Source organism: Tateyamaria sp. ANG-S1 (genome assembly GCF_000814025.1).
Taxonomy (GTDB): domain Bacteria; phylum Pseudomonadota; class Alphaproteobacteria; order Rhodobacterales; family Rhodobacteraceae; genus Tateyamaria.
The window spans coordinates 552,832-576,778 of record NZ_JWLL01000003.1; the positions used below are offsets into that span (position 1 = coordinate 552,832).

Annotated in this window: 28 protein-coding genes; 10 read left to right on the forward strand and 18 right to left on the reverse strand. The window is 62.2% G+C overall.

The window, feature by feature from the left end; translation table 11 throughout:
* Nucleotides 1–8: 8 nt before the first annotated feature.
* Both RA29_RS04550 and RA29_RS04555 read right to left on the reverse strand, forming a co-directional pair.
* Complete coding sequence (locus RA29_RS04550; protein ID WP_039683291.1) at nt 9–434, reverse strand: DUF1178 family protein; 426 nt, start codon at nt 432–434, stop codon at nt 9–11.
* Nucleotides 435–490: 56 nt separating this feature from the next.
* Entirely contained in the window at nt 491–952 is a 462-nt protein-coding gene (locus RA29_RS04555; protein ID WP_039683293.1) for an NUDIX hydrolase, read from the reverse strand.
* A gap of 190 nt (nt 953–1,142) precedes the next feature.
* Between RA29_RS04555 and modA the strand changes: the two genes are divergently transcribed.
* From modA to modC, 3 genes are read left to right on the forward strand one after another with little or no spacing between them, the layout of a single operon-like run.
* Nucleotides 1,143–1,874, forward strand: a complete 732-nt coding sequence (gene modA, locus RA29_RS04560) for a molybdate ABC transporter substrate-binding protein (RefSeq protein ID WP_039683295.1) — start codon at nt 1,143–1,145, stop codon at nt 1,872–1,874.
* Nucleotides 1,871–2,563 carry a molybdate ABC transporter permease subunit gene (gene modB / locus RA29_RS04565; protein WP_039683297.1) on the forward strand — a complete coding sequence of 231 codons (693 nt, stop codon included), beginning with the start codon at nt 1,871–1,873 and terminating at the stop codon, nt 2,561–2,563. The genes modA and modB overlap by 4 nt, the downstream gene beginning before the upstream one ends.
* A complete protein-coding gene (gene modC, locus RA29_RS04570) occupies nt 2,560–3,627 on the forward strand; it encodes a molybdenum ABC transporter ATP-binding protein (RefSeq protein WP_039683966.1) in 1,068 nt (355 codons plus the stop codon). Before modB ends, modC begins: the two co-directional genes overlap by 4 nt.
* On the opposite strand, the gene RA29_RS04575 is transcribed toward modC, so the two are convergent.
* On the reverse strand, nt 3,620–4,378 hold the full coding sequence (locus RA29_RS04575; protein ID WP_039683968.1) for an EcsC family protein: 759 nt from the start codon (nt 4,376–4,378) through the stop codon (nt 3,620–3,622). The two genes, modC and RA29_RS04575, sit on opposite strands and share 8 nt — an antisense overlap.
* Before the next feature lie 31 nt (nt 4,379–4,409).
* Nucleotides 4,410–4,895: an N-acetyltransferase gene (locus RA29_RS04580; protein WP_039683299.1), complete on the reverse strand. Its 486-nt coding sequence runs from the start codon at nt 4,893–4,895 to the stop codon at nt 4,410–4,412.
* 88 nt (nt 4,896–4,983) lie between these two features.
* Here RA29_RS04580 and RA29_RS04585 point away from each other — a divergent pair, with 88 nt between their 5' ends.
* The 3 genes from RA29_RS04585 to RA29_RS04595 all read left to right on the forward strand — a co-directional run bounded on the left by RA29_RS04585 (nt 4,984) and on the right by RA29_RS04595 (nt 6,621).
* Nucleotides 4,984–5,589: a flavin reductase family protein gene (locus RA29_RS04585; RefSeq protein WP_039683301.1), complete on the forward strand. Its 606-nt coding sequence runs from the start codon at nt 4,984–4,986 to the stop codon at nt 5,587–5,589.
* Nucleotides 5,586–6,218, forward strand: coding sequence for a CatB-related O-acetyltransferase (locus RA29_RS04590; RefSeq protein ID WP_039683303.1), 633 nt, complete (start codon nt 5,586–5,588; stop codon nt 6,216–6,218). The genes RA29_RS04585 and RA29_RS04590 overlap by 4 nt, the downstream gene beginning before the upstream one ends.
* Nucleotides 6,219–6,435: 217 nt before the next feature.
* Complete coding sequence (locus tag RA29_RS04595) at nt 6,436–6,621, forward strand: hypothetical protein (RefSeq protein ID WP_039683305.1); 186 nt, start codon at nt 6,436–6,438, stop codon at nt 6,619–6,621.
* A 132-nt stretch (nt 6,622–6,753) separates the two neighbouring features.
* Here the strand turns inward: RA29_RS04595 and RA29_RS04600 are convergent, their stop codons facing one another.
* Together RA29_RS04600 and RA29_RS04605 are read right to left on the reverse strand one after the other, a co-directional pair.
* Nucleotides 6,754–8,379, reverse strand: a complete 1,626-nt coding sequence (locus RA29_RS04600) for a SulP family inorganic anion transporter (protein ID WP_039683307.1) — start codon at nt 8,377–8,379, stop codon at nt 6,754–6,756.
* A 291-nt stretch (nt 8,380–8,670) separates the two neighbouring features.
* A complete protein-coding gene (locus RA29_RS04605) occupies nt 8,671–9,408 on the reverse strand; it encodes a class I SAM-dependent methyltransferase (RefSeq protein WP_039683309.1) in 738 nt (245 codons plus the stop codon).
* A 287-nt stretch (nt 9,409–9,695) separates the two neighbouring features.
* On the opposite strand from RA29_RS04605, the gene RA29_RS04610 reads away from it, so the two are divergent.
* From RA29_RS04610 to RA29_RS04625, 4 genes are all read left to right on the forward strand, one after another.
* The gene (locus RA29_RS04610; RefSeq protein ID WP_039683311.1) at nt 9,696–10,568 is read left to right on the forward strand and encodes an S-methyl-5'-thioadenosine phosphorylase; all 873 of its coding nucleotides are present in this window, start codon (nt 9,696–9,698) and stop codon (nt 10,566–10,568) included.
* A gap of 21 nt (nt 10,569–10,589) precedes the next feature.
* Nucleotides 10,590–11,222, forward strand: coding sequence for a LysE family translocator (locus RA29_RS04615; protein ID WP_039683970.1), 633 nt, complete (start codon nt 10,590–10,592; stop codon nt 11,220–11,222).
* Nucleotides 11,219–11,749 (forward strand): adenine phosphoribosyltransferase, encoded by a 531-nt coding sequence (locus RA29_RS04620; protein ID WP_039683313.1) that lies wholly within the window; start codon nt 11,219–11,221, stop codon nt 11,747–11,749. Before RA29_RS04615 ends, RA29_RS04620 begins: the two co-directional genes overlap by 4 nt.
* Before the next feature lie 70 nt (nt 11,750–11,819).
* Nucleotides 11,820–13,226 (forward strand): hypothetical protein, encoded by a 1,407-nt coding sequence (locus RA29_RS04625; protein ID WP_152612930.1) that lies wholly within the window; start codon nt 11,820–11,822, stop codon nt 13,224–13,226.
* Here RA29_RS04625 and RA29_RS04630 read toward each other — a convergent pair.
* From RA29_RS04630 to coxB, 12 genes are all read right to left on the reverse strand, one after another.
* On the reverse strand, nt 13,204–13,935 hold the full coding sequence (locus RA29_RS04630; protein WP_082029428.1) for an SGNH/GDSL hydrolase family protein: 732 nt from the start codon (nt 13,933–13,935) through the stop codon (nt 13,204–13,206). The two genes, RA29_RS04625 and RA29_RS04630, sit on opposite strands and share 23 nt — an antisense overlap.
* 14 nt (nt 13,936–13,949) lie before the next feature.
* Nucleotides 13,950–15,371, reverse strand: coding sequence for an FAD-binding oxidoreductase (locus RA29_RS04635; protein WP_039683317.1), 1,422 nt, complete (start codon nt 15,369–15,371; stop codon nt 13,950–13,952).
* Nucleotides 15,372–15,430: 59 nt separating this feature from the next.
* Entirely contained in the window at nt 15,431–16,264 is an 834-nt protein-coding gene (locus RA29_RS04640) for an MBL fold metallo-hydrolase (protein WP_039683319.1), read from the reverse strand.
* A gap of 65 nt (nt 16,265–16,329) precedes the next feature.
* Nucleotides 16,330–16,914, reverse strand: coding sequence for a GNAT family protein (locus RA29_RS04645; RefSeq protein WP_039683320.1), 585 nt, complete (start codon nt 16,912–16,914; stop codon nt 16,330–16,332).
* Nucleotides 16,914–18,176 carry a pitrilysin family protein gene (locus RA29_RS04650; protein WP_039683322.1) on the reverse strand — a complete coding sequence of 421 codons (1,263 nt, stop codon included), beginning with the start codon at nt 18,174–18,176 and terminating at the stop codon, nt 16,914–16,916. Before RA29_RS04650 ends, RA29_RS04645 begins: the two co-directional genes overlap by 1 nt.
* Nucleotides 18,177–18,198: 22 nt before the next feature.
* Nucleotides 18,199–19,587 (reverse strand): threonine synthase, encoded by a 1,389-nt coding sequence (gene thrC, locus RA29_RS04655; protein WP_039683324.1) that lies wholly within the window; start codon nt 19,585–19,587, stop codon nt 18,199–18,201.
* A 12-nt stretch (nt 19,588–19,599) separates the two neighbouring features.
* On the reverse strand, nt 19,600–20,274 hold the full coding sequence (locus RA29_RS04660; protein ID WP_039683326.1) for an SURF1 family protein: 675 nt from the start codon (nt 20,272–20,274) through the stop codon (nt 19,600–19,602).
* A gap of 75 nt (nt 20,275–20,349) precedes the next feature.
* Nucleotides 20,350–21,207, reverse strand: a complete 858-nt coding sequence (locus RA29_RS04665; protein WP_039683328.1) for a cytochrome c oxidase subunit 3 — start codon at nt 21,205–21,207, stop codon at nt 20,350–20,352.
* Between the two features lie 10 nt (nt 21,208–21,217).
* Complete coding sequence (locus RA29_RS04670; protein ID WP_039683974.1) at nt 21,218–21,793, reverse strand: cytochrome c oxidase assembly protein; 576 nt, start codon at nt 21,791–21,793, stop codon at nt 21,218–21,220.
* Entirely contained in the window at nt 21,793–21,954 is a 162-nt protein-coding gene (locus RA29_RS04675; RefSeq protein WP_039683330.1) for a hypothetical protein, read from the reverse strand. Before RA29_RS04675 ends, RA29_RS04670 begins: the two co-directional genes overlap by 1 nt.
* The gene (gene cyoE / locus RA29_RS04680) at nt 21,951–22,889 is read right to left on the reverse strand and encodes a heme o synthase (RefSeq protein WP_039683332.1); all 939 of its coding nucleotides are present in this window, start codon (nt 22,887–22,889) and stop codon (nt 21,951–21,953) included. Before cyoE ends, RA29_RS04675 begins: the two co-directional genes overlap by 4 nt.
* Before the next feature lie 60 nt (nt 22,890–22,949).
* Nucleotides 22,950–23,849, reverse strand: coding sequence for a cytochrome c oxidase subunit II (gene coxB / locus RA29_RS04685; protein ID WP_039683976.1), 900 nt, complete (start codon nt 23,847–23,849; stop codon nt 22,950–22,952).
* Nucleotides 23,850–23,947: the final 98 nt, after the last annotated feature.

Consider the following 23,947-nt stretch of genomic DNA (forward strand, 5'->3'; position numbering starts at 1 on the left):
GGAAACCCTCAGTTCGCTTTACGTGACGGGACAAAGGGCAATGGTGCCACGGGCACGCCATCCTCGATCAGCTGCTTGGCCTCTTCCCGGTTCGCCTCGCCCCAGATCGGGCGGTCGGGCTGTTCGCCAAGGTGCTGCGCGAGCGCCTCGGAGGCAAAGTTGCCGCCCACATAGGTTGCGTTCTTCTCGACCGCCTCGCGCATCTGGGCCATGGCGGCCTCAACTTCGGAGGCTGGCTTGGACAGCGGTTGTTCCGCGACATCCGCCTGCGTCGTGCTGACGCGCGGTGCCATAATCGCCTTGGACACATCAGAAGTCCCGCACACGGCGCACGACACGTGCCCGGCCGCCTTGAGACTGTCAAAGGCATCCGCACTGGCGAACCAGCTTTCGAAGCCGTGCCCATCGGCACATTTGAGCGCGTACTTGATCATTGCTGCGCGAACATAGGGGCTAGTGGGCGAAGGTCAAAGGCATAAAAGCCGCAGCTTCAAGCCAGATAGCGCGGGTCGAAATCGCGCAGGATGCGGGCCAGTTCCGGGGAATCGACCATCTGCGACGCCTTCTTGCGGCTCACCCATTTGCGTTTGCGTTCTGACGCTTCGGGATAGTCGGACTCCAGCGATTTCACCTTGAGCGCATAGACCATCGCCACAACCGGCAGCCCGGCATCATCGCCCATGTCTTTGTTGTAAGAAAACATACCCAAGGGGCGCTGATCGGCACGGCCCTTGGCCCCTGCCTCTTCCCAGGCTTCCTGCGCGGCGCTGTCACCAGGGGTCAGCCCGTCCATCGGCCAGCCCTTGGGAATGATCCACCGCCGCGTTCTGCGCGAGGTCACCAAAAGCACCTGTACCTTGTCGTTGTTCAAACGGTAGCACAGGGCCGCAAACTGGGTCCGCACATCCGCTTTTTTTGCCCGCCCTAACGACAGCGGGAGTTGTTTGATCATCGGGGCCGTCACTGCCCTGCCCTCCGTAATTATGGGTAATATAACGCTGATTTTGGTTAATGACCAGTTATCGGGCGCTTTGTGGACCTCCAGAGACTGACGGGACGCCACGTCGCCCCACCCCGACCTTCGCATTGGAGCCGCGTTTTAGCCTTGAGGCACCGTGCCGCTTGCCCAATAGTTCGGGGCGATGAAAAGCCTGAACTGGATCAAGGGCTTGGTGCTGGTTTGCATGGCCGCATCGGGCATGACACGCGCGTGGGCGGACCCTGTGCGCCTTTTTGCTGCCGCGTCGTTGCAAGGGCCATTGGACAAGGTGGCCGAAGCGTGGGATGGCGATGTTGTGATCAGCTATGGCGGCAGCGGGGCGATGGCGCGGCAGGTCAGCCAGGGCGCGCCCGCCGATGCGGCGATCCTTGCAAACGCCGACTGGGCGGCGTGGTTGGAAGATCGGGGCATCGGGGTCGCGACGGCCCGCCCCCTTCTGTCGAACAGCCTTGTGGTTGTTGCACCCCGTGGCGCCCCGCCGCTGTCCGATGTGACCGCCGACACGGTGCTCGCGCGCTTGGACGGCGGGCGTCTTGCGATGGGACAGCACATGTCGGTGCCCGCAGGCATATACGCAAGCGCATGGCTGGGCAGCATTGACGTCTGGGACCCGTTGCAACCCCATCTTGCCGAAACCGAAAACGTGCGCGCCGCCCTTGCGCTGGTCGCACGGGGCGAGACGCCGCTTGGCATCGTCTATGCCTCTGACGCCGCGGCCAGTGATGATGTGAGTGTGGTCTATGACGTGCCGACCCAAGCGCATCCGACGATTACATATCCGGGTCTTGCCCTGACGCCTTTGGGCGCCGCCTTTCTTGACCATGTGGCAGCGCATATCGACATCTTTGTCGCCGCGGGGTTCCGGGCCCCATGATACTGGACGAAGCGGGATGGACGGCATTGCGCCTGTCGCTGCTGGTCGGCGTGACCGCCACGCTGGTGGCACTGCCCCTTGCCATCTGGATCGCGTGGCTGCTGGCCCGGCGTGAGTTCTGGGGCAAGTCCGCGTTGAACGCGCTGGTTCATTTGCCCCTTGTGCTGCCCCCAGTGGTCACCGGGTACCTGCTGCTTTTGACCTTTGGCCGCAACGGCACGGTGGGCCGCTTTCTGGAAGACACACTCGGCCTCGTCTTTGCCTTCCGCTGGACCGGGGCCGCGCTGGCGGCTGGGGTTATGGGCTTTCCCCTGATGGTGCGCGCCATCCGCCTGGCCATCGAAGCGGTTGATCCGAAGATCGAGGACGCCGCCCGCACCCTCGGCGCGCCCGGCTGGGCCGTCTTCGGCTCCATCACCCTGCCTCTGATCCTGCCGGGCGTGCTGGCAGGCGCTGTCATGGGCTTTGCCAAGGCCATCGGCGAGTTTGGCGCCACCATCACTTTTGTCGCAAACATCCCCGGCGAGACGCAGACCCTGCCATCGGCCATCTATGCCCTGTTGCAGGTGCCGGGGGGCGAGGATGCGGCGATCCGGCTGGTGATCTGGGCCTGCATCATCGCGCTCGGGGCCGTGGCGCTGTCCGAATGGCTGGCCCGCCGGGTGGCCCGCAGGATTGCTGGCGCATGAGCCTTTCCGTATCCATCCGCCACCGGTTTGGTGATTTCGATCTGGACGTCGCGTTCGACGCTGGACCGGGGGTTACGGCCCTGTTTGGCCGCTCAGGCGCGGGCAAGACGACGATTGTGAACGCCGTCGCTGGCCTTTTGCAACCGGATCATGCGCAGATCACTCTGGATGGCACGCGGTTCGACACGTTACCAGTCCACAAGCGCCGGGTTGGCTATGTCTTTCAGGACGCACGCCTCTTTCCTCATATGACCGTGGCTGACAATCTCGATTATGCGAGCCGCTACGGCGCGCGCGCCAGCGACAGGCCCCGCATCATCGAGATGCTGGGCATCGGCGCGCTGCTTGACCGCCACCCCGCCACCCTGTCAGGCGGGGAGAAGCAGCGTGTCGCCCTCGGCCGGGCGCTGCTATCGAACCCGCGGCTCTTGCTGATGGACGAGCCGCTGGCCGCCCTCGACGGCCCGCGCAAGGCCGAGATCCTGCCCTATCTCGACCGGCTAAAGGCCGAGACGGGTGTGCCGATCCTTTATGTCAGTCACGCGGTGGACGAGGTCGCGCGGCTGGCCGATCACATGGTGCTGTTGGCGGGGGGGCGTGTCGCACGGGCGGGGCCGCTCTTTGACGTGATGGCGGACCCTGCCGCCGTGCCCCTGTTAGGGGTGCGGGAGGCAGGCGCGGTGTTGCGTGGGCGCGTCGTGGAGCATGACGAAGATGGGCTGAGTACACTTCAGCTCGCGGCAGGCACTATCCAGCTTCTGGGCGTGCAGGCACCGGTCGGGGCCGAGGTGCGCCTGCGCGTACTGGCGCAGGACGTGCTTTTGTCGCTGACCGAGCCGCAGGGGCTGAGCGCGCAGAACATCCTGCCCGTCACCATCCGCTCCATCCGCGCGGGCGACGGACCGGGGGCTGCCATTGCGCTCGATGCAGGTGGGGATGCGCTGCTGGCGCGTGTGACGGGCCGGGCCGTACAAAGCCTGGGGCTGGTCGAAGGTCAGCAACTCTTTGCGGTGATCAAGGCCACCTCGGTGGCGCAGTCGGCGATCTCGGGCGGTGCTACTTGAGCGCCAGCACCTCGCGGCGCAGGCGTTCGACCATGTGCTCGTGCGGCTGATCCGCTTCGACCGACAGGCGGCGCAGGCCGAAATGCACATGGGCCATGTCGGTGTAGTACTTGGTGTAGCTGAAGTTGATCGCCGCCCCGGCAGCGGCACCCAGCACAGGCACAGTCTGGGCCGCCAGCTTCTGGCCCAGAACAACGGCGAGACGCGGCGCAACACGCGTGATCAGCGCCTGCATGGCCGCACCGCTCAGCGCCATGCGCGCCGACAGAAAGGCGATGTCCGACCCGTCGTCATGTTCCAGCGGGCCTGCGGCGGCAAAGACCTGAATGCAGTCAAAGCGCACCGACTCCGCGCTGGCGTCAAAGCCGTGTTCTTCGGCCACGCCTTCGATCACGCGCAACAACAGCGTGGTGGTCACAGGCAACTCGGCCAAGGCTGTGGGCAGACCGCCAAAGCCACCCGCAGCACCCATCGCGGCACTCACGGTCGCGTTCAGCCACTCCGCCTGATCCGGCACCACGCCGCGCGACCGGCTGGCAGCGCCCAGCGCCTGCGTTAGTGCTGCGCGGGTCGCGTCGGTCAACTGTTCCTGCACCGACACAGGCAGGCGGTTCAACAATCCATCAGCCTGCGTGCCAAGGGTGTTGAGCACCTGGATGCCCATGCCACCCGCGGCCTTGTAGCGCCTGGCAAGGCGTTCAAGCTCGTCTTCGGTGTTCAGCGGATCGGGCACAACTATGATTTGGTTCATACCCTCAAGATGGGCAGATACCCCGCCCATATCAACTGAAACGGACAACATCCCCGGCAATTCCGGCCCATGCGCCCGGTTTCAGATCACGGCCCAGCACCCGGTCGGGGTTCGTGGGCGGGGGCATCACCACATCTGCCAAACGGACAAAGCCGAAGCGCGAATAATAAGGCGCGTCGCCCACCAGCATGACACGGTCCCAACCAGACGTCTGAGCCTCGGCCAGCGATGTTTCGATCAATTCGCCCCCCAACCCCTCGCCCTGCCGGGTCGGGTGGACGGCCACAGGCCCCAAGAGGAGCGCAGAGTGCGCCTCGATCAGCACAGGCCAATAGCGGATGGCACCCGCCAGAATGCCGTCCACATCACGCGCCACATGGCTCAGACCCGCCACGGGCGGCACATCATCGCGCAAGCGGTAGGACGACAGCGCCTCGCGCCCCGGCGCAAAGCACAGATCATAGAGGGCCTCGACCTCCCACCGATCCTCGGGCGTCTCTGTGCGCAGATGGTACATGGGTGGTGCGGGGCATATCGTTCGTCAGGGCTGGCCCCCGCCCTAGCATGGCGCTAACCCTTGCGCAAACGCACGTATTGGAGGCCCCATGTTCTACCGCCCCGCTGACGGCCACGGCCTGCCGCACAACCCGTTCAACGCCATTGTAACCCCCCGCCCCATCGCCTGGGTGGCCACGCGCGGCAGCGACGGGTCAGACAACTTAGCCCCCTATTCCTTCTTCAACGCCACGGCCTACGTGCCGCCACAGGTCATGTTTGCGTCGACCAGCGCCAAACCCGACCGCGACGGGACCAAGGACACGGTCGCCAACATCCGCGACACAGGCGTCTTCTGCGTGAACATCGTGGAATACGCGATGAAGGACGTGATGAACCAGACCTCAGGCGATTGGAGCGCAGATACAGATGAATTCTCTCTCGCCTCCGTGGACAAGGCCGAGTGTTCCGAGATCACCTGCCCCCGCGTCGCCGCAGCGCCCGCATCGCTTGAATGTCGCATGACCCAGATCCACAAGATCGAGGGCGAGGCGAACTATGTCGTCTTTGGCGAGGTGGTGGGCATCCACCTGCGCGACGATTGCGTTGTGGACGGGGTGTTCGACGTGCTGAAGTTCAACCCGCTCACACGCATGGGCTATCGCGACTATTCCGTAATCCGCGAGAAGTTCAGCCTCAAGCGGCCCGGCGAATGACATTCCCCGACGCGCGCCGCGCCTATCCGGTCACCCTGCCTGATGGGTCGGCGCATCAGGGGACGGTGTTTCTGAACCAGGTGATTGACCACCCGGCATGGGAGGTGGGCGACTACACCTACGCCTCCGACTTTTCGCCGGTCGCGGACTGGGCCAGCCATCTGGCCCCGTACCTCTTCGGATACGGGCCCGAAAAGCTGCGGATCGGGCGCTATTGCCAGATCGCGCATGGCGTGCGCTTCATCACGTCGGGGGCAAACCATGCCATGGACGGGCTGACGACCTTTCCCTTTCCGATCTTCGATCCGGCCAAGATGGCCAACTACCAGCCGGACAGCCGGGATACGGTGATCGGCCATGACGTCTGGCTGGGCTTTGGTGCCATCGTGTGCCCCGGCGCGCGCATCGGCAACGGGGTCATTGTGGGTGCAGGCGCCGTCGTGCGCGGCACTGTCCCGGACTATGCCATTGTGGCGGGTAACCCCGCAACGGTGGTGCGAATGCGCTTTTCAGATGCGGATATCGCCACGCTGAACGCTCTGGCCTGGTGGGACTGGCCCGCCGACCGGGTGGCGACCGCTGTGCCCGACCTGATGGCGGGCGACGTCGCCGCATTGGTGGACCGCTGAAACCCGACGTCCATACCCGACATCCCCCACCATCTCGGGCGACATGGCCTATGCGGTACGAACTTTGCAAGCTGGATGTTTGGGGGGATGCCTGCACCTCCAATCCCTCATCATAGGCGAATAGGCGCGCAATTGACCTGTTGATCGCGCCGTCCATTCAAGACCGACGCCGCCGCATGCTAGGCTCTCGCGACATCAACGGCTCAGGAGTTTGGCCATGCACAAATTGCTTACATTGACCGCAGCAGCGGCATTTCTGGGCCTCGCGGCCTGCGGCGACAGCACGTTGGAGCGCGCCGTTGTCGGCGGGGCCGTCGGCTGTGCTGCCGGTGAAGTGCTGGCCAACGGGCGCTGTGTTGAAGGCGCTGTCGTGGGCGCCGGTGTCGGCGTGATCACCGACTAAACCGCAGGCCGATTTTCGGCGCGAAAATCCTGTCGAAACCGACACGGTTTCGGATATGGGCCAAGCTGCATTGCAGGTTGGCCCATTTTTCATTTCAAAGAGTGTCCGGAAGACGGGTCTTTGTCCGCCCCGTCAATGCCCGCCCAGAATACCCGTGCGCACACCGTAATCGGTGGCGATCTCGTAGTCCGGGTCGTCGTCGCTATCCACGATCAAATGCCCGGCCTTTGTCAAAAGCTTGTGGCAATCGTGGGTCAGGTGGCGCAGCTGCACGCGCTTGCCCGCCTCCTGATACTTTGCCGCAACCGCCTCGATCGCCTGCAGCGCGGACTGGTCCACCACCCGGCTGTCGGCGAAGTCGATGATCACCTCACGCGGGTCGGTGTCGGTCTTGAACATCTCGACAAAGCCGGTGGCCGAGCCAAAAAACAGCGGCCCCTGCACCTGGTAGACCCGTGCGCCTTCGGGCGTGGTGTAGCTTTTGGCATGGATGCGGCGCGCGTTGTTCCAGGCATAGGCCAGCGCCGACACGATGACACCGACGACCACGGCCACGGCAAGGTCTTCCATCACCGTCACAACCGTCACCAACACGATGACGAAAGCGTCGGTCAGGGGCACTTTCCGCAGGATCTTGAGGCTGTTCCAGGCAAACGTCCCGATCACCACCATGAACATCACGCCGACAAGGGCGGCGAGCGGGATCAGCTCGATAATGGAAGAGCCCACGAGGATGAAGGCCAGCAGGAACAGCGCCGCCGCGATCCCGGCGATGCGCGTGCGGCCGCCGGATTTCACGTTGATCATCGACTGCCCGATCATAGCGCACCCGCCCATGCCACCGAAGAACCCGGTGGCCGTGTTGGCAAGGCCCTGCGCGATACACTCTTGCGACGCTCCACCCCGTTGGCCGGTCAGATCGCCCACAAGGTTCAGGGTCAACAGGCTCTCGATCAGGCCGATAGCGGCCAGGATCACAGCATAGGGCAGGATGATCTCAAGCGTTTCCCAGGTCAGCGGCACCATGGGGATGTGGAAGGGCGGTAGCCCCCCTTCGATGCTGGCCAGATCGCCGACACGCGGCACGTCGAGGCCGAAGAAGATGACAATCGCCGCGACAATCCCGATGCCAGCCAGCGGCGCGGGGATCGCACGGGTCACCCGCGGTGCGAGCCAAATGATCGCCATGGTCAGCCCCACGAGCCCCAGCATCATGTAAAGCGGCATGCCCGACAACCAGTCGCCACCCGCCATGCCATGGCCCGACGCCTCGGCGCTGCCGGGCACCTTGAACTGGGTCAGCTGGGCCAGGAAAATCACGATGGCGAGGCCGTTCACGAACCCCAGCATCACCGGATGCGGCACCAGCCGGATGAACTTGCCCCACTGCATGACACCCGCAAAGATCTGGAGCAGCCCCATCAGCACCACGGTGGCAAACAGGTATTCAACGCCGTGCTGCGCCACCAGCGCCACCATTACCACCGCCAAGGCTCCGGTTGCGCCCGAAATCATGCCCGGCCGACCGCCGAAGAGCGCAGTGATGAGGCCGACCATGAACGCTGCATAAAGCCCAACCAACGGATGCACCCCGGCAACAAAGGCAAAGGCGACCGCCTCCGGCACCAGCGCGAGGGCCACGGTCAGACCGGACAAAAGGTCCGTCTTGATTTGGCCCGGGGTCAGTTTGGTGTCGCCGGGCGCAATGGAAAAATCACCAAAGCGGGTCTTGGCATTGAAGTTGTCGAGAAAGGCCATACGGGTTCCGTCTGCTCGTGGTCGCGCGATCGGTGGCCTCTAAACCATGAAGGGGTTAAAAACCATTGCACCAAACGCGGGGCTGTTATGTGCGCTGCACATAGCAGGCTTGGACAGGATGGCACGGTATTTCTCGGTATGCCGAAAAGGCAATGCACAAGCCATTGAGAGAATTTGGCTTTTCCATCCCCATGCCGCGGGCGCTTACGGCACCCCTGACCACGATCCTTGCACCTTGATCCGCGCACCGGCCCGGTTGGACGTCGCGTTCACGAGGGCACCAGTCAGACCTTACACCGACGACAATGCAGGTTTTTCCCACTCCATCATCATCAGATACGGCATCCGGGCATAGGACCGTACCCGCTCAGGTGGCCCGCACTCGGGCGCAGGCTCGTCAAACTGGCGCAGGATCAAACCTTGGGACAGAAACGCCTGCATGTATGTCGAAAGCGGCCTGTGCCAGTTCTGAATCCGCAGCCCGTCCCATTCGAACCACAGCTTTTCTTCGGACAGGTATCGGCCCAGCGGTTTCAGCTTTTCGCCGGTATCCCGGCAATAGCGTGGCCCCATCACCGCACTCGACGTCGAAAATGAAGTCAGGTTCGCGACAAGGATCCGGCCACCCGGCGCCGTCACACGCGCCATCTCGGCCACCGCGTCTTCTAACCCATCAATGTCGATCAGGGTTAGATAAGATACGACAAGGTCAAAGGCATCATCAGCAACCGGCAGCGCTTCGGCAAAGCCCACATGATAGTCGCCATCCGGGTGTCGTTTGCGCGCCGCCTCCACCATTCCGGGGATCGGGTCCACACCAACCGCGGCCACACCCATCTTCGCCATCATCCGGCAAAAACGACCCTCACCGCATCCGACATCCAGCGCGGTTTCGGGTCGCAACGCCGTGACCCGCGCCAGCATCGGCGTATCAAGGACATGCAACCGCGAAAAATCCCCCCGGTCCGACATCCGGTCGATCCAAGCCGGAGCCGAGGACTGCCATCCGTTCTCATCCGGGTCTCGCATCGATGACCTCCGCCGTGATTGCGTCTTGGTGTGAAAAAGAGACCGGCCCCAAAGCCGGTCTCAAGCGTGGCATCTTTCTACCGTGTGACGTGACTTTGGCAACGCCGGTGCAGGGACGCTGAGCCATCTGCCACCGATGCACAAAAGGGCATCCGTTGCGCCTTGCCCCACCTCAGCGCGCGGTGGGGGTGCATAGGGGGTGTACGCATGGTGCACGGCTGGTGTACGGGTGGTGCTGGCCTGTTTTGGCTCACAAAATTTCTTCTGTTTCGGCACGAGAGGCGCCCATGACCCGTACCAAAATCGCCGTGATCGGCGGCTCCGGCATCTACGACATCGACGGGTTGGAAGGGGCGGAGTGGACCACGGTCAACACACCATGGGGGGCACCTTCGGACCAGATCCTGACCGGGGTGCTAGACGGCATCGACATGGCCTTTCTGCCCCGCCACGAGCGCGGGCACGTGCATTCCCCAACCACCGTCCCTTACCGCGCCAATATCGACGCGCTGAAACGGTTGGGCGTGACAGATGTGATCTCTGTCTCGGCCTGCGGATCCTTTCGCGAGGAAATGGCGCCCGGTGATTTTGTCATTGTAGATCAATTCATTGACCGCACTTTTGCTCGCGAGAAGTCATTCTTTGGCAAGGGCTGCGTCGCGCATGTCTCGGTCGCTCATCCGACCTGCCCACGCCTCAGCGATGCCTGCGAAGCCGCCGCCAAGGATGCGGGGATCAATGTGCATCGCGGGGGCACCTACCTCGCAATGGAGGGGCCACAATTCTCCACACTCGCCGAGTCGAAAATGTACCGCGAAAGCTGGGGGGCAGACGTGATCGGCATGACCAACATGCCCGAGGCCAAACTCGCCCGCGAGGCCGAGCTCTGCTACGCCTCCGTCGCTATGATCACCGACTATGACAGCTGGCACCCGGATCACGGCGAGGTGGATGTAATGCAAATTATTCAAACACTTATGGGCAACGCCGACAAAGGCCGCGCGCTTGTGAAACGGCTGCCTACGCTGTTGGGCGCAGACCGCGCACCCTGCCCCCACGGCTGCGACCGCGCGCTGGAATACGCCATCCTGACCGCCCCCGAGGCCCGCGACCCTGCCGTCGTCGCCAAACTCGACGCCGTGGCAGGCCGCGTCCTGTAATCCCCTGATCGGAGAATGCTCATGTCGCTAGATCTCTGGCTGACCTTCGTCGTCGCCTCGACCGCCCTGCTGGTCATCCCTGGCCCCACCCTGATGATGGTGCTGAGCTATGCCATGAGCCAAGGCAAACGGGTCGCCGTCGCCTCTGCCCTTGGGGTGGCGACAGGGGACTTGATCGCCATGACCCTGTCCGTCATCGGGCTCGGCGCGCTGTTCCTGACCTCGGCACTGGCCTTTACGATCCTGAAATGGGTGGGCGCTGTGTACCTGGTGTATCTGGGCATCCGCATGTTGCTGAGCGCCCGAACACCGCAGCAAACCCCGATGATGGATAAACCCTCAGGCCAACGACCCGGCAAGGTGTTTCGCGATCTGGCCACGGTGACAGCGCTGAACCCCAAGTCCAACACGTTCTTTGTGGCCTTCGTACCGCAATTCATTGATCCGACGACATCTTTCGCCCCGCAAGCGGCCATTCTGATCGCAACCTTCGTGGCCATCGCAGGCGTCAACGCCCTGATCTTTGCCCTTGCCGCCAACGCCATGCGCAGCCGGATCACGCGCCCTGTTGTCCAGATGTGGCTGACCCGCGCGGGGGGCGCCACACTGGTGGGCATGGGCGTTCTGACAGCCACCCTTCGGAGAGCCACATGAAGACCGTACAGGATTACATCCGCACCATCGTCGACTTCCCCCACGAGGGCATCATGTTTCGCGATGTCACGACCCTTTTTGCCGACCCGCGCGGGTTTCGGATTGCGGTCGATCAGATGCTGCACCCCTATGCAGGGCTTGAGATCGACAAGGTGGTGGGACTTGAAGCACGTGGCTTTATCCTCGGCGGTGCCATCGCGCACCAGCTTTCCGTAGGCTTCGTTCCGATCCGCAAGAAGGGCAAGCTGCCCGGTGCCACGATCAGTCAGGCCTACACGCTCGAATATGGCGAAGCGATCGTCGAAGTGCATGACGACGCGATCAAGGCCGGGGAAAAGATCCTGCTGGTCGATGATTTGCTGGCCACCGGTGGCACGGCAGAGGCCGGGATCAAGCTGATCGAGCGGCTCGGGGGTGAAATCGTCTCGTGCGCCTTTGTCATCGACCTGCCGGACCTGGGCGGGCGCAAACGGCTTGAGGCGATGGGCATGGACGTGCACGCGCTCTGCGCTTTCGACGGAGAGTAGGCAAGGCTTGCCAAACGGGTGTGTACGGGTCCAGGGTAACGCAATTTAGCGATGACCCTTGGATGCCCTTGTGACCACACTTTCATTGCAGTCTGCGCAGCCGCCGATCAGCACCGCGCGTATCAACTCACATGTGCCCGCAGCAGAAGAAAGATCGCTTGGCACCTCGGGCGTGAGCGCGCGCTACCACGCGCTTTTGAACACGCCCTTTTCGCACCCGTTTTCCGGCGCGGGCTATTTGATCGGCATTGAAAAAAGCCCGCGCGCCCGGATAGGCGCGCCGCATGAAGGCCCTGATTTCGAACGATTGCAAAAACCCCACCGCGTGCCCGATGGTGGGCTTGAGCGTGATCTGGATCAGCAACAACGCACCTTCACCGCCGTGATGGACGACCCCAAGGTGATGTTCGTGTCGCATATCCTGCGCTACGGCCTGTCCGCCAGCACGGCAATGTCCACAACCGATCTGCACTACAGCGCCTACAGCCACACCGCGTTTGGTCCGACACTGGACAGCCCACGCCTGAACGAAAGCTATGCGCATGGCTGGAAGGCGCTTGACGGGGTGGAAGCGCAAATCCTGACGGATATCACCGATGCCGAGACAGCAGGACGTCCCTTTACCCATCTGATGCTGCTGTCGATGGGCTGGAACAATGATCAGTTCGAAGCACTGGAGCGTTACAACGCAATCTACCAGCACAGCACCAGGTGGGCCGCCACGCAGGGCCGTGCATTCAACCCGATGGTGATCGGAATTACATGGCCATCTGTCTGGGGTGGCAAATCCCCCAGTGATCTGGCCAATCGTGTCCTACACCTTGGCAGCTACCCCACCAAATCCATGGATGCGGATGAAATCGGCTTTGGCATCGTCAACCATATCGTGAACGCGATGCTGCCAACGCTTGAGGCGGCGACGGGCCTGCGCAGCGTTCTGATCGGCCATTCCATGGGCGCGCGTGTTCTGACGCGGGCCTACTACTCTGCTGATACGCTGCGCGGTGCAGTGGCGCGCACCGGTGCCGGACCAATTGTGATTGGCCTGCAAGCGGCGTTCAGCATGAACCGGTTTCGCAAGGGCGCGCAGCTTTTACCGCCGTTCCGTTGGATGACAACGGGCGAAGGGGCCCCGTATCAGGACCATGCAGCACCGGGTGGCGCGCTTGCATTGACCTGGGCCAAGGGGGACACCGCCAATCCCGTCGCTCGATATGCCACGGGTGCAGCCCATGTGGGCGGTCGGGTGGGTCACAACATGTTGAACCGGCGCCCCGCCCTGGCCGAACGTTTCGAACGGATGGTTCTGACGTCTGCCGCAGACCTGCCGCGCGTGGTCGAGATGGGCCAGAAGGTGCAGGGCAATCGCAAAGTGCTTTACATCGACGCCAGTTCGATCATCGCCTCGCACGGTGACATCCGGAACCCGAACGTGGGAGAGTTGGTCTGGCGGCTTATCGATGGGCTTGGCGGTTGATCACGTCAGGTAGGTTCGGCTGCAACGCTTCGACCACCTTCATCGCCCAAGCGTTATAGATCGGCGCGCCTGGGTGGAAACCATCGCGCGCCATGTCAGATAGGGTGAGCGGCTGATCGAACGGAAGGTGCACCACGCCTTCATGCTCAGCGCATAACGCCGCCAGGGTCGCGTCAAACCGCTCGGCCCGCGCGCCGAGGACCCCCCGCAGCGGCGTGGGCAGCAATGGAAATAGGCCCAAGGGCGGAACGCCGGATGCAACGATTGCCCGTGCGCCATGCTTGGCCTGCAAGGCGTGTAGGATCGCCGCATAGTTCTTGCGCCATTTCGAAATATGCACACCGTTCTTGACGTCGTTGACGCCGACGGCCAGCACGGCAATGTCGGCGCGGGCCGGCGGCAGCAACTCGATCGCCTGCAACACCTGACGGCTTGTCCAGCCGGATTTGGCCACCAGCGCCCAAGAGACGGCGGCGGTAGGGGCAAGGTGATGCGCCAACCGCCCGGCAAGGGCTGTATCCTGTTCGGCCACACCCACACCGGCAGCGGAAGAGTCGCCCACAATGAGAACGCGCAGGTCGGCCCCCTGTCCGACAGACCCGGTGCGCGGGCCTGCCGCCTCGGGCAAGCGCACGGCGCGCCACGCGACCCAAAGTGCCTGAGGCATAAGCACCGGCAAAAGGGCCATGGTACGCAGACTGGGCAACATGCCTTTGCCCCTCTTCAGCCGCCGGGCTGTCGCAGAACCGCGCCGGGGTTCATGATACCGTGGGGGTCAAGGGCGGTCTTGATTGCGCGCATCGCCGCGAGCTTGGTCGGATCGGCGTAACGTTCCATATCCTCGACCTTCAGCCGCCCGACCCCATGCTCGGCACTGACCGAGCCGCCCATTTCATGCACCAGATCATGCACAACCCGCTTGATCTTGGGCCGCTCAACATCGTGATCAGCGCGGCTTTTGCCGGGGATGGGAAAGACGTTGTAGTGCAGGTTGCCGTCGCCCACATGGCCAAAGCAGTTGATCCTGAAGTCGCCGAGCGCTGCGATGCGTTTGTTTCCTTCGGCAATGAAGTCGGACAGAGCGCCAAGAGGGACCGAGATGTCGTGCGAGCTGACCGACCCGATGCGGCGGTTGGCTTCGGGGATGTTTTCGCGGATGGACCAGAAGTCCGTCCCTTGCTGGGCGTTTTGGGCGATCATGCCATCCTGGACCAGACCGGCTTCGGTTGCGGCGGCAAACACAGTCTCAAGCGCGTCTTTCGGATCTTGCGCGCCGTTCATGCCCAATTCGATCAGCACGCACCACTCGGGCGTTTCGGTCCACGGGTTGCGGACTTGCGGCATGGTTTCGGCCAGAAAGGCAAAGCCCTGTGCACCGATGAGTTCAAAGGCAGAGATGCTATCGCCCACATGATCCCGTGCCAGCGCGAGCAGCGACAGGGCCGCGGCGGGAGATGTCACTTGCATCAGCGCCGTTCCGGTCGCCGATGGGCGCGGGAAAAGCTTGAGAGCGGCGGCTGTGATAATGCCCAGCGTCCCCTCTGCCCCGATGAGCAAGTGCCGCAAGTCGTAGCCGGTGTTGTCCTTGCGCAGTCGGCTGAGGCCGTTGAACACCTCGCCGCTTGGCAGAACAGCCTCGACCCCCAGACAAAGATCGCGCGCGTTGCCATAGCGCAAAACACCCGTACCGCCTGCATTCGTGCTGAGATTGCCCCCGATGCGCGCGGACCCCTCGGCGGCCAGCGACAACGGAAACAGGCGGTTCGCCTGTTCGGCAGCCGCTTGCACATCGGCGAGGATGACGCCCGCATCCGCGATCAACACGTTTTCCTCAGGGTGAACCGCGCGGATCGCATTCATCTTTTCCAGCGACAGGATCAGGGGGATCGGCCCAGCTTCCGCAACCTGCCCACCGACCAGACCGGTCCCCCCGCCATAGGGAATGACCGGCACGCGCATGTCGGAAGCCGCGCGGACAAGGGTCGCAACCTCCTCCGTGCTGCGCGGCCGCGCGAGAAGCCCCGCCTGCCCCGCATAGCGCCCCCGCGGTTCGCGGAGATGGGCGTCGTCTGCCGCGGCAAAGCGGTCTTGCGGCAAGCAGGAGCGAAGCGCCTCGGCCCGTTCATCCGTCAGTGAATTCAGCATCGTGTTCCCCCTGCCCTTTGCCCCGGTGGTGCCAGAAAGCAAAGGCGCCCACAACGCAGTTATTCACTGTCCTCACGCAGCCATTCCGGGCGCAAGACCATGATTGTGGGACGGCTGGGCAGCCGGTCCAGAGAGACATCAAGAGAAGGCCCGCCCGTTTCCACGATCTGAAATTCTTCGGACATCCCGGTCAGGAACGCATCAAGGGTGTACTCACCGAACCAGTGCATAGGGATCACGATCGAGGACCGAAGACGCGATACGATCCGCATCATCGTCGGCAGATCGACTGTCATGCCGCCATCGACAGCGGCCATCACCACATCAAGCCGCCCGATGGCCGCGTATTGTTCGGCGTTGGGTTCGTGATGCAGGTGGCCCAGATGGCCGATGCACAGGCCGGCCACCTCGAAGATGAAGATGGAATTGCCATTCTCCTCCACCCCCGACCATTGAGAGCGGATGTCGGTAGAGACGTTGCGCACAAGCACCTCGCCCAGATCCAACCGGTGGCTGATGCCCGCGCCGTGCTCTTCTCCCCATCCGCGCAGGACGTGTGGGATTGCCGGGTCGGGATTGGCGGTCCAGTGGGTTTCGTGTGCGTGGTTCATCGTGACCACGTCCGGGATCATGGGGGCAGACCCGGTGAAGCCTGTAAAGTCCGTGACCATATTCAGCCCGCCCGCTGTGCGGATCAGGAAAGACGCATGCGCGATGAAGTGCAGGCGTACGGTTTCAGGGGCCACGTCAACATCGTAACTGGCCCTGTGCACGAACTGCGCCCCGTCGATCTGTTCGGCAAGGGCTATGCAATGGCTGGGTGTGCGAGTGTCTTGCGCAACGGCGCTGAGCGGCAGTGCGACAAGGGCGAGGGCGAGAAGCAAGTGACGCATGTTTAGCAGATTAGCGCGACGCAAGATTTTTACAAAAAGTCTTGGCAAAAATCTGTGTCAGATTTTTATCCCGCGTCGGTCCGCCCGCGCCGGTCCATACGAAGTGCCGCGTAAAGAACATGGGTGCGCCAGCGCCCGTCGATCTGCAGATAGCTTTGGGCCACGCCCTCGTACTTGAAACCGCAGGTTTCGAGCAGCCCGCGCGAGGCGACATTTTCCGGCAAGCAGGCAGCCTCGATCCGGCTGAGGTCGAGGCGGGTGAAGGCATGGTGGACAACGGCGAGGATCGCCTCACGCATATATCCTTGCCGTGCGTGCGCCGCCCCCGTCCAATAGCCCAAAGTCCCCGCTTGCGCAGGCCCTCGCCGGATGTTGTCGAGCGTGATCGCACCCAGAAGCGCCTCATCGCCCCGCCGAAACAGGAACAGCGGCATCGCAGTGCCACTGGCGACGGACCGTTGCGCCCAATAGACCCGATTGGTGAACGCCTTGCGCGTCAGGTGGTCACCGGCCCAGCTTGGCTCCCACGGCGTCAGATGATCGATGCTGGCCGCACGCAGTGCGGCCCAAATGCGAAAGTCGGAATGGGTCGGCGGGCGCAGGGTCATCCGCTCTGTTTCGATCCGCAATTTCCGCTTGTTCAGAAGCATCAGGCGGCGCGCCGCTCCTGCAGGGCATGGCGGGTCGGGGCGGCATCAATCGGACCATAAAGCGCCAGGGCCATCGGCGCCTGGGTGGCCATATGCGCGGCAAAGTCCCGCACATCCTCGACCGTGACATTGTCGATCAGCGCGACGGTTTCAGTCAGGGCAGGCACCCGGTCCCATATCTGTACCAGACGGGCAAGACGTTCGGCGCGGTTCGACGGGCTTTCGAGGCCCATGAGCAGACCCGCTTTCATCTGGGCGCGGGCACGATCAACCTCTGCCGCCGTCATGTCATCTGCGGCGCGCTTCATCTCGTCCACGGTGATCGCCGCCAGATCGGCGACCTGCTCAGCTGACGTGCCTGCATAGACCGTCGTCATGCCTGTGTCGGCATAGGCTCCAGCCTGGGCGAAGATCGTGTAGCACAGTCCCCGGTTTTCGCGCACTTCCTGAAACAGGCGGCTCGACATGCCGCCGCCCAGAGCGCTGGCGTAGATCTGAGCCGTATAGATCGCGTCGTCACGATAGCCCGGCGATTCAAAGGCCATGGCGAAGTGGGCCTGTTCCAGCGATTTGACGCGCCGCTCTTCTCCCCCGGCGAACGTTGCGAGGTCCGGTACGCCTTTGGCACGAGGGGCAAGGTGGCCAAACAACTCTTCGGCCAGCCGCACTATCGCGTCGTGATCGACGGCACCCGCAGCTGACAGGATCATCTGTTCTGGGCCGTAGTGCTGATCGACGAACCGTTTCAAATCCGATTGCCCAAAGGACGACACCCGTTCGGAGGGGCCAAGGATCGTGCGGCCCAGGGGCTGTTCGGGATAGGCCTGTTCCTGCAACCAGTCGAAAATCACGTCATCCGGTGTGTCCAGCGCCTGGCCGATCTCCTGCAGGATCACGCCACGCTCCACCTCGATCTCGTTCTGATCAAAGATCGGGTTCAACAGGATGTCCGCCAGCACGTCCATGGCCAGCGGCACATCATTTTCCAGCACACGCGCATAATAGGCTGTCACCTCACGGCTGGTATAGGCGTTGATGTAGCCGCCCACGTCTTCGATGGCTTCGGCGATCTGCAGCGCGCTGCGCCGTTCGGTCCCCTTGAACGCCATATGCTCAAGGAAATGCGCAATGCCGTTTTGTTCCGAGGCTTCGTGCCGGGCACCCGCACCCACCCAGACGCCGATGGAGGCCGAAGCCAACCCCGGCATATGTTCGGTAACAATGCGAAAGCCGTTTTTCAGGCGATGCGTTTGCGTGGTCAATTCAGTCTCACTGCCGTTTTGGTCACTGCGCGCGATGCTCGATGATGTGCGCCTTGAGCGCCTCAAGATCATTCGGCACCCGCGTCAGCCGTTCCGCGCGTTCATACAGGTCTGCCATCCTGGGTGGAAGGGGGGGCGTGATGCCTGTCGCCGCCTCGACCGCGGCAGGGAATTTTGCCGGGTGCGCTGTGGCGAGCGTGATCATGGGCGTGCCAATCTGGCGTTCGGCATCAGCGACGTGAACGCCGACGGCCGAGTGTGGGCACAAAAGCTCGCCACTCGCCTTGAGCGAGGTGGTGATTTGCGCGCTTGTTTCATCTTCGGACACGCGGCCCGAGGCGTAGTGATTCTGCAGAACCTGCATGGCGCCCTGGCTGACCTCGAACCCACCGCTTTTCAGCTCGTCCATCAATTGGGCAACGGCGGCACCATCGCGATCATAGGCGTCGAACAGCGCACGTTCGAAGTTCGAACTGACCTGAATGTCCATGGAGGGGCTGATCGACGGGATTGTTTCGCCCTTGTGGTAGCCCTGCCCGCTCAGGCAGCGATGCAGGATGTCGTTCTGGTTCGTCGCCACAACTAGTTTTTCGATAGGCAGCCCCATGCGCTTGGCGATGTAGCCGGCAAAGATGTCACCGAAATTGCCCGTAGGCACACTGAAGCTGACTTTGCGCTGCGGCGCGCCCACGGCGACGGCGGAAGAGAAATAGTAAACGACCTGCGCCAGCACGCGCGCCCAGTTGATTGAGTTGACGCCCGCAAGACCAACGGCATCGCGGAATGCGAAGTCATTGAACATGTCCTTGAGACGCGCCTGGCAGTCGTCAAAGTCCCCTTCCAGCGCAAGCGCATGCACATTGCTCTCGGTGGGCGTTGTCATCTGGCGGCGTTGCACTTCGCTGACGCGACCATGGGGATAGAGGATAAACACGTCCACGTTGTCGAGCCCGCGGAAGGCTTCGATGGCGGCAGAGCCGGTGTCGCCGCTGGTGGCCCCGACGATTGTCACACGCTGGTTGCGGCGCTTGAGTGCTGTCTGGAACAGTTGGCCAATCAACTGCATGGCGAAGTCCTTGAACGCCAGTGTGGGCCCGTGAAACAACTCAAGCAGGAAATGCCCCTGATCCAGTTGTACCAATGGCGCGCGGGCGGCATGACCAAACCCGGCATAGGCCTTGTCGATGCAGGACCGGAATTCCTCATCGCTGAACGTGTCACCGACAAAGGGGCGCATGACGGTATAGGCGATCTCTTCGTAGGGATGCCCTTCCATCTCTGCGATGGTCGCTTGGTCCAGCGTCGGGATGGTTTCGGGCACATACAGGCCACCGTCGCGGGCCAGCCCGGTCAGCATCGTGTCTTCGAACGTCAACACGGGGGCCTGGCCACGGGTCGAGATATAGCGCATGGGTCGTCTTTCTCAGCGCGGGCTGCGGTTGGTGCGCAGCACGAAGTAGGCAGTCATCAGCACCCAGATCGCCGCCAGCGAAAACCAGGTGATTGCGTATTGCAGGTGATCGTTCGGAATACCAGCCGTGTCTACCGGCCAGGGCGTCACGCCAAGGTCAATTTCCGGCGCGTCGCGCAAAACGATCAGGATTGGTTGCGTTTCAAGGGTCTCTGCCATCGCGGGTACATCGCGCGCAAACCACAGATTTTGGTTCAGGTCCGGGGCTGGTGTAAAGTTGTCCGCCTCGTTCGGCGCGTCAAGGTTGCCGACAATGGTGAGGCGCTGCTCCGGTGCGGAGATAAGGTCTTCACCGTCGGGGAGCCAGCCGGTATCGATCAGAACGGGACCAAACCCCTCAGCCTCGAAGGGCCGGACAATACGGTAGACAGCGCCCGTGTTGCGGCGGGATGCCAACATGCGGATATGGTCGGCACCAAATATCCCACTTACCTGCACCGGCGCATATCTTTGGAACTGCGGCTCAACGGCGTCGGCGACAGCCATCGGTTCAGCATCAATCTGCGCTTCGATCCGCGCCAGCAGGTCCTGTTTCCAGCCCAGCCGCTGCACCTGCCAGACGCCTAGGCTGATGAGGATGCCGGCCCCCATCAGACCAAATGTCAGAAGAAAGAGTAAGCGACGCATGCGTCTGTTTGCCCTGCTCCAAAGTGAAAAGCGCGCGGAAACCGCGCGCTTTGATCTTGGTGAATGTGACGCGGCTTAGTGGTCAAGGCCGGGCATCGTGCCCACGCCCCAGATGTAGACCGCGAAGAAGAGGAACAGCCACACCACGTCCACGAAGTGCCAGTACCAGGCCGCCGCTTCGAAGCCGATATGCTTTTCAGCCGAGAAGTGGCCCTTCATCGCGCGCAGGAGGCACACGAACAGGAAGATCGTACCGATGATAACGTGCACGCCGTGGAAGCCCGTTGCCATGAAGAAGTTGGAGAAGAACTTGTCCCCACCAAATTCCCAGCCTTTGTACAGCAGGTAGGAGTATTCGTAGGCTTGGAAGAACGTGAAGACGATCCCCAGAACCACCGCAATGGCCAGTCCGTTGACAACGTCCTTACGTGCGCCGCCATGCACAAGCGCGTGGTGAGCCCAGGTCACGGCGCACCCAGACAGCAGCAGGATCAGCGTATTGATCAGCGGCAGATGGAAGGCGTCAACGTGATAAATTTCGGGCTGCAGGTACTCTGAGCCGACATATTCGCTCATCGGGTACATGGCGTGTTTGAAGAACGACCAGAACCACGCGGCAAAAAACATCACTTCGGACATGATGAAGAGGATGAAGCCGTAGCGCAGACCGATGCGCACGACGGGCGTGTGATCGCCGATGCGGCTTTCGGCTACGACGTCAGCCCACCAGCCGAACATCGTGTAAAGCATGGCCACGAAACCGATGAGGAACAACCACGGGCCACTCAGTTCAATCGACTTGAAGAAGATGGTCATGCCACCCGACATCCAGGCGACCGCACCAAACAGCATGACGAAAGCTGCGAGAGAGGACAGGAGTGGCCAGGTCGATGGCGCAAGAATGTGGTAGTCGTGGTTTTTTGCGTGGGCCATAGTCCGTCCCTCAGTTCAGGTTTGTTTCGTCCACCTGCTCCAGCGAGGCATAGCCTTCGGGCAGGTCGATTTGGTAAAAGGTGTAGCTCAGCGTGATCGTATGCACGAATTTGGCATCGCGGTCGGTGACGATCTCGGGATCGACGTAGAAGGTGACCGGCATCATCACCCGCTCGCCGGGCTGAAGTACCTGCTCTTCAAAGCAGAAACAGTCGATTTTCGAAAAGAAGCCACCGGCCTCATAGGGCGCGACGTTGTAGCTGGCAGATCCAGCCACCGGCTTGTTGGTCGGGTTGTACGCTTCGTAGAACGCCAGGCCCGTCTCGCCGATGCGCAGTTCCATCTCGCGCACTTCCGGGGTGAACTGCCAGGGCATATTGCGTTCCAGTGAGGCGTCAAAGCGCACCTTGATGGTTTGGTCCAGAATGTCTTCGTTCGCGACTTCAGAGATGCCGGGTGTCCCGCCAAAGCCGGTCACACGGCAGAACCAGTCGTAAAACGGAACTGATGCCCAGGCGAGGCCGCCCATAAACACAACGAGCCCAACAGTTTGAGCAACAGTTTTCGCAGGACCTTCCAGACGCATCATTGGCTCTCCTCAATCCGGGGCAGTTCAAAGTCACCGCCGGTGATTTTGACAAAGGTGAGGGCCAGAACCAGCACGACAAAACCAGCAAGCATAAGGCCCACGCCTACATTGCGTCCTTTGCGGCGCTGGTGAATTTCATGTTCGGCACGAATACTCATGCCCACATCCCCCACGCGGCAGGCAGCGTCGCCTCGACCAGAATGGCGCCGAAGTGCAGGAACAGGTAGAGAAGTGACAGTTTGAAGAATGCCTTTTCGACGCGGTAGCCGTCATACTCAGCATCGGCTTCGGTGCGCCGCCAAATGTCGAATGCACCTTTGAGGAAAAGTGCGTTCAGCACGATGGAAACGGTCAGGTAGACAGGGCCGCCAATGGCCGTGAAAGCCGTTGCTAGCGCGAGGATCACAAGCAAAACCGTATACGCCAAAATGTGTACCCGCGTCGCCTTGCGCCCGTGGGTGACCGTCAGCATGGGCACGCCAGCGTCGTCGTAGTCAGACTTCATGAACAGCGCCAGCGCCCAGAAGTGGGGCGGCGTCCACATGAAGATCAACGCAAACATCAGCCACGCCTCGACAGACATGGACCCCGTGGCGATCACCCACCCAATAACCGGCGGAAACGCACCGGCAGCCCCACCGATCACGATGTTCTGCGGCGTCGAGCGCTTCAGCCACATGGAATAGATGACAGCATAGAAGAAGATCGTGAACGCCAGCAGGCCCGCTGCCAGAAGGTTGGCACTGAGGCCCAGCATCATCACAGACATGCCGGACAGCGCAAACCCAAGAACCTTGGCTTCGTCTGGTGTGACCTTCCCCGCCGGGATCGGGCGCTTGGCCGTGCGCTTCATGACACCGTCGATGTCCGCGTCCCACCACATGTTCAGCGCGCCGGACGCCCCTGCCCCGATGGCTACAAAAAGGATGGAAGCAAACGCCACCACCGGATGCACCGAAACAGGCGCCGCCAACAAGCCGACCAGAGCCGTGAACACCACAAGCGACATAACACGCGGCTTCAGCAGCGCGAAATAGTCCCCCAGGGACGCTTCGGCCTCGTGGGTCTGGGTCTGGTAGCTGATGTCGGTCATCGCGTTCCCGTCGGTTTCAACTCAAACGCGGCGGGATGATCCCGCCGCAAGCTTGCGCAATCAGTTCGTCAGAACCTGCCGCACGTCCACGTAGTCGCCGCCTTCACGGTTGGCGTCGAGCCACGCTTCGTACGCTTCTTCGCTTACCACTTTTACAGCGATCGGCATGTAAGCGTGGGCGATGCCGCACAGTTCGGAACACTGGCCAAAGTAGATGCCTTCTTTCTCGGGCTCGAACCAAAGCTCGGCAAGACGGCCAGGAACTGCGTCCTGCTTCACGCCGAAGGCCGGGATGGTCCACGAGTGGATCACGTCAGCACCCGTAACTTGCATCACGATGGTCTTGCCAACAGGCACCACGACGGCCGTGTCGGTTGCCAGCAGGAAGTCCTGCTCGGAATACCCGGCCTCTACCAGTTGCGCGCGCACGTCGTCGTTGATGGCGTAGTTGTAAGGCTCTTCCGCATCCAAGGGCGCAGTCGCCGGCGCGCCGATCATGTAGCTGTCGAAGGAGATATCCTCGTCCACATACTCGTACCCCCAGAACCACTGATAGCCTGTGACCTTGATCGTCACGTCACCTTCGGGGATTTCCTGCTGGTGGAACAGGGTCGGCAACGAAAACGCGCCGATGAACACCAGGATAACGATGGGAATGACGGTCCACGCGATCTCGATCGGCGTGTTGTGTGTGAAGCTGGCAGGCTCCGGATTGCGTTTGCGGTTGTAACGCACGATCACCCACGCCAGTAGGCCGGTCACAAACAGCGTGATCAGCGTGATGATCACGAGGATCATGCCATCCAGCCACTGCAGGCGGCGGGCGATTTCCGTCGCCGCCGGTTGAAAGCCCATACCTCCGTCAACGGGGCGGCCAATCACCTCAAGGCTGTCTTGGGCCCAGGCCGGGGCGGCCGCGAGGGCGCTCAGCACACCCGAAATCGAGAAAAGCTTTTTCATCTGGTCGTCCTGATCTTGCGTGATCAACATATGTGAGGGGGAAGGTCACAGCGCGCACTGTTTCCGCCTCCCGTTGTATTGTCGCGACTTACAATCAT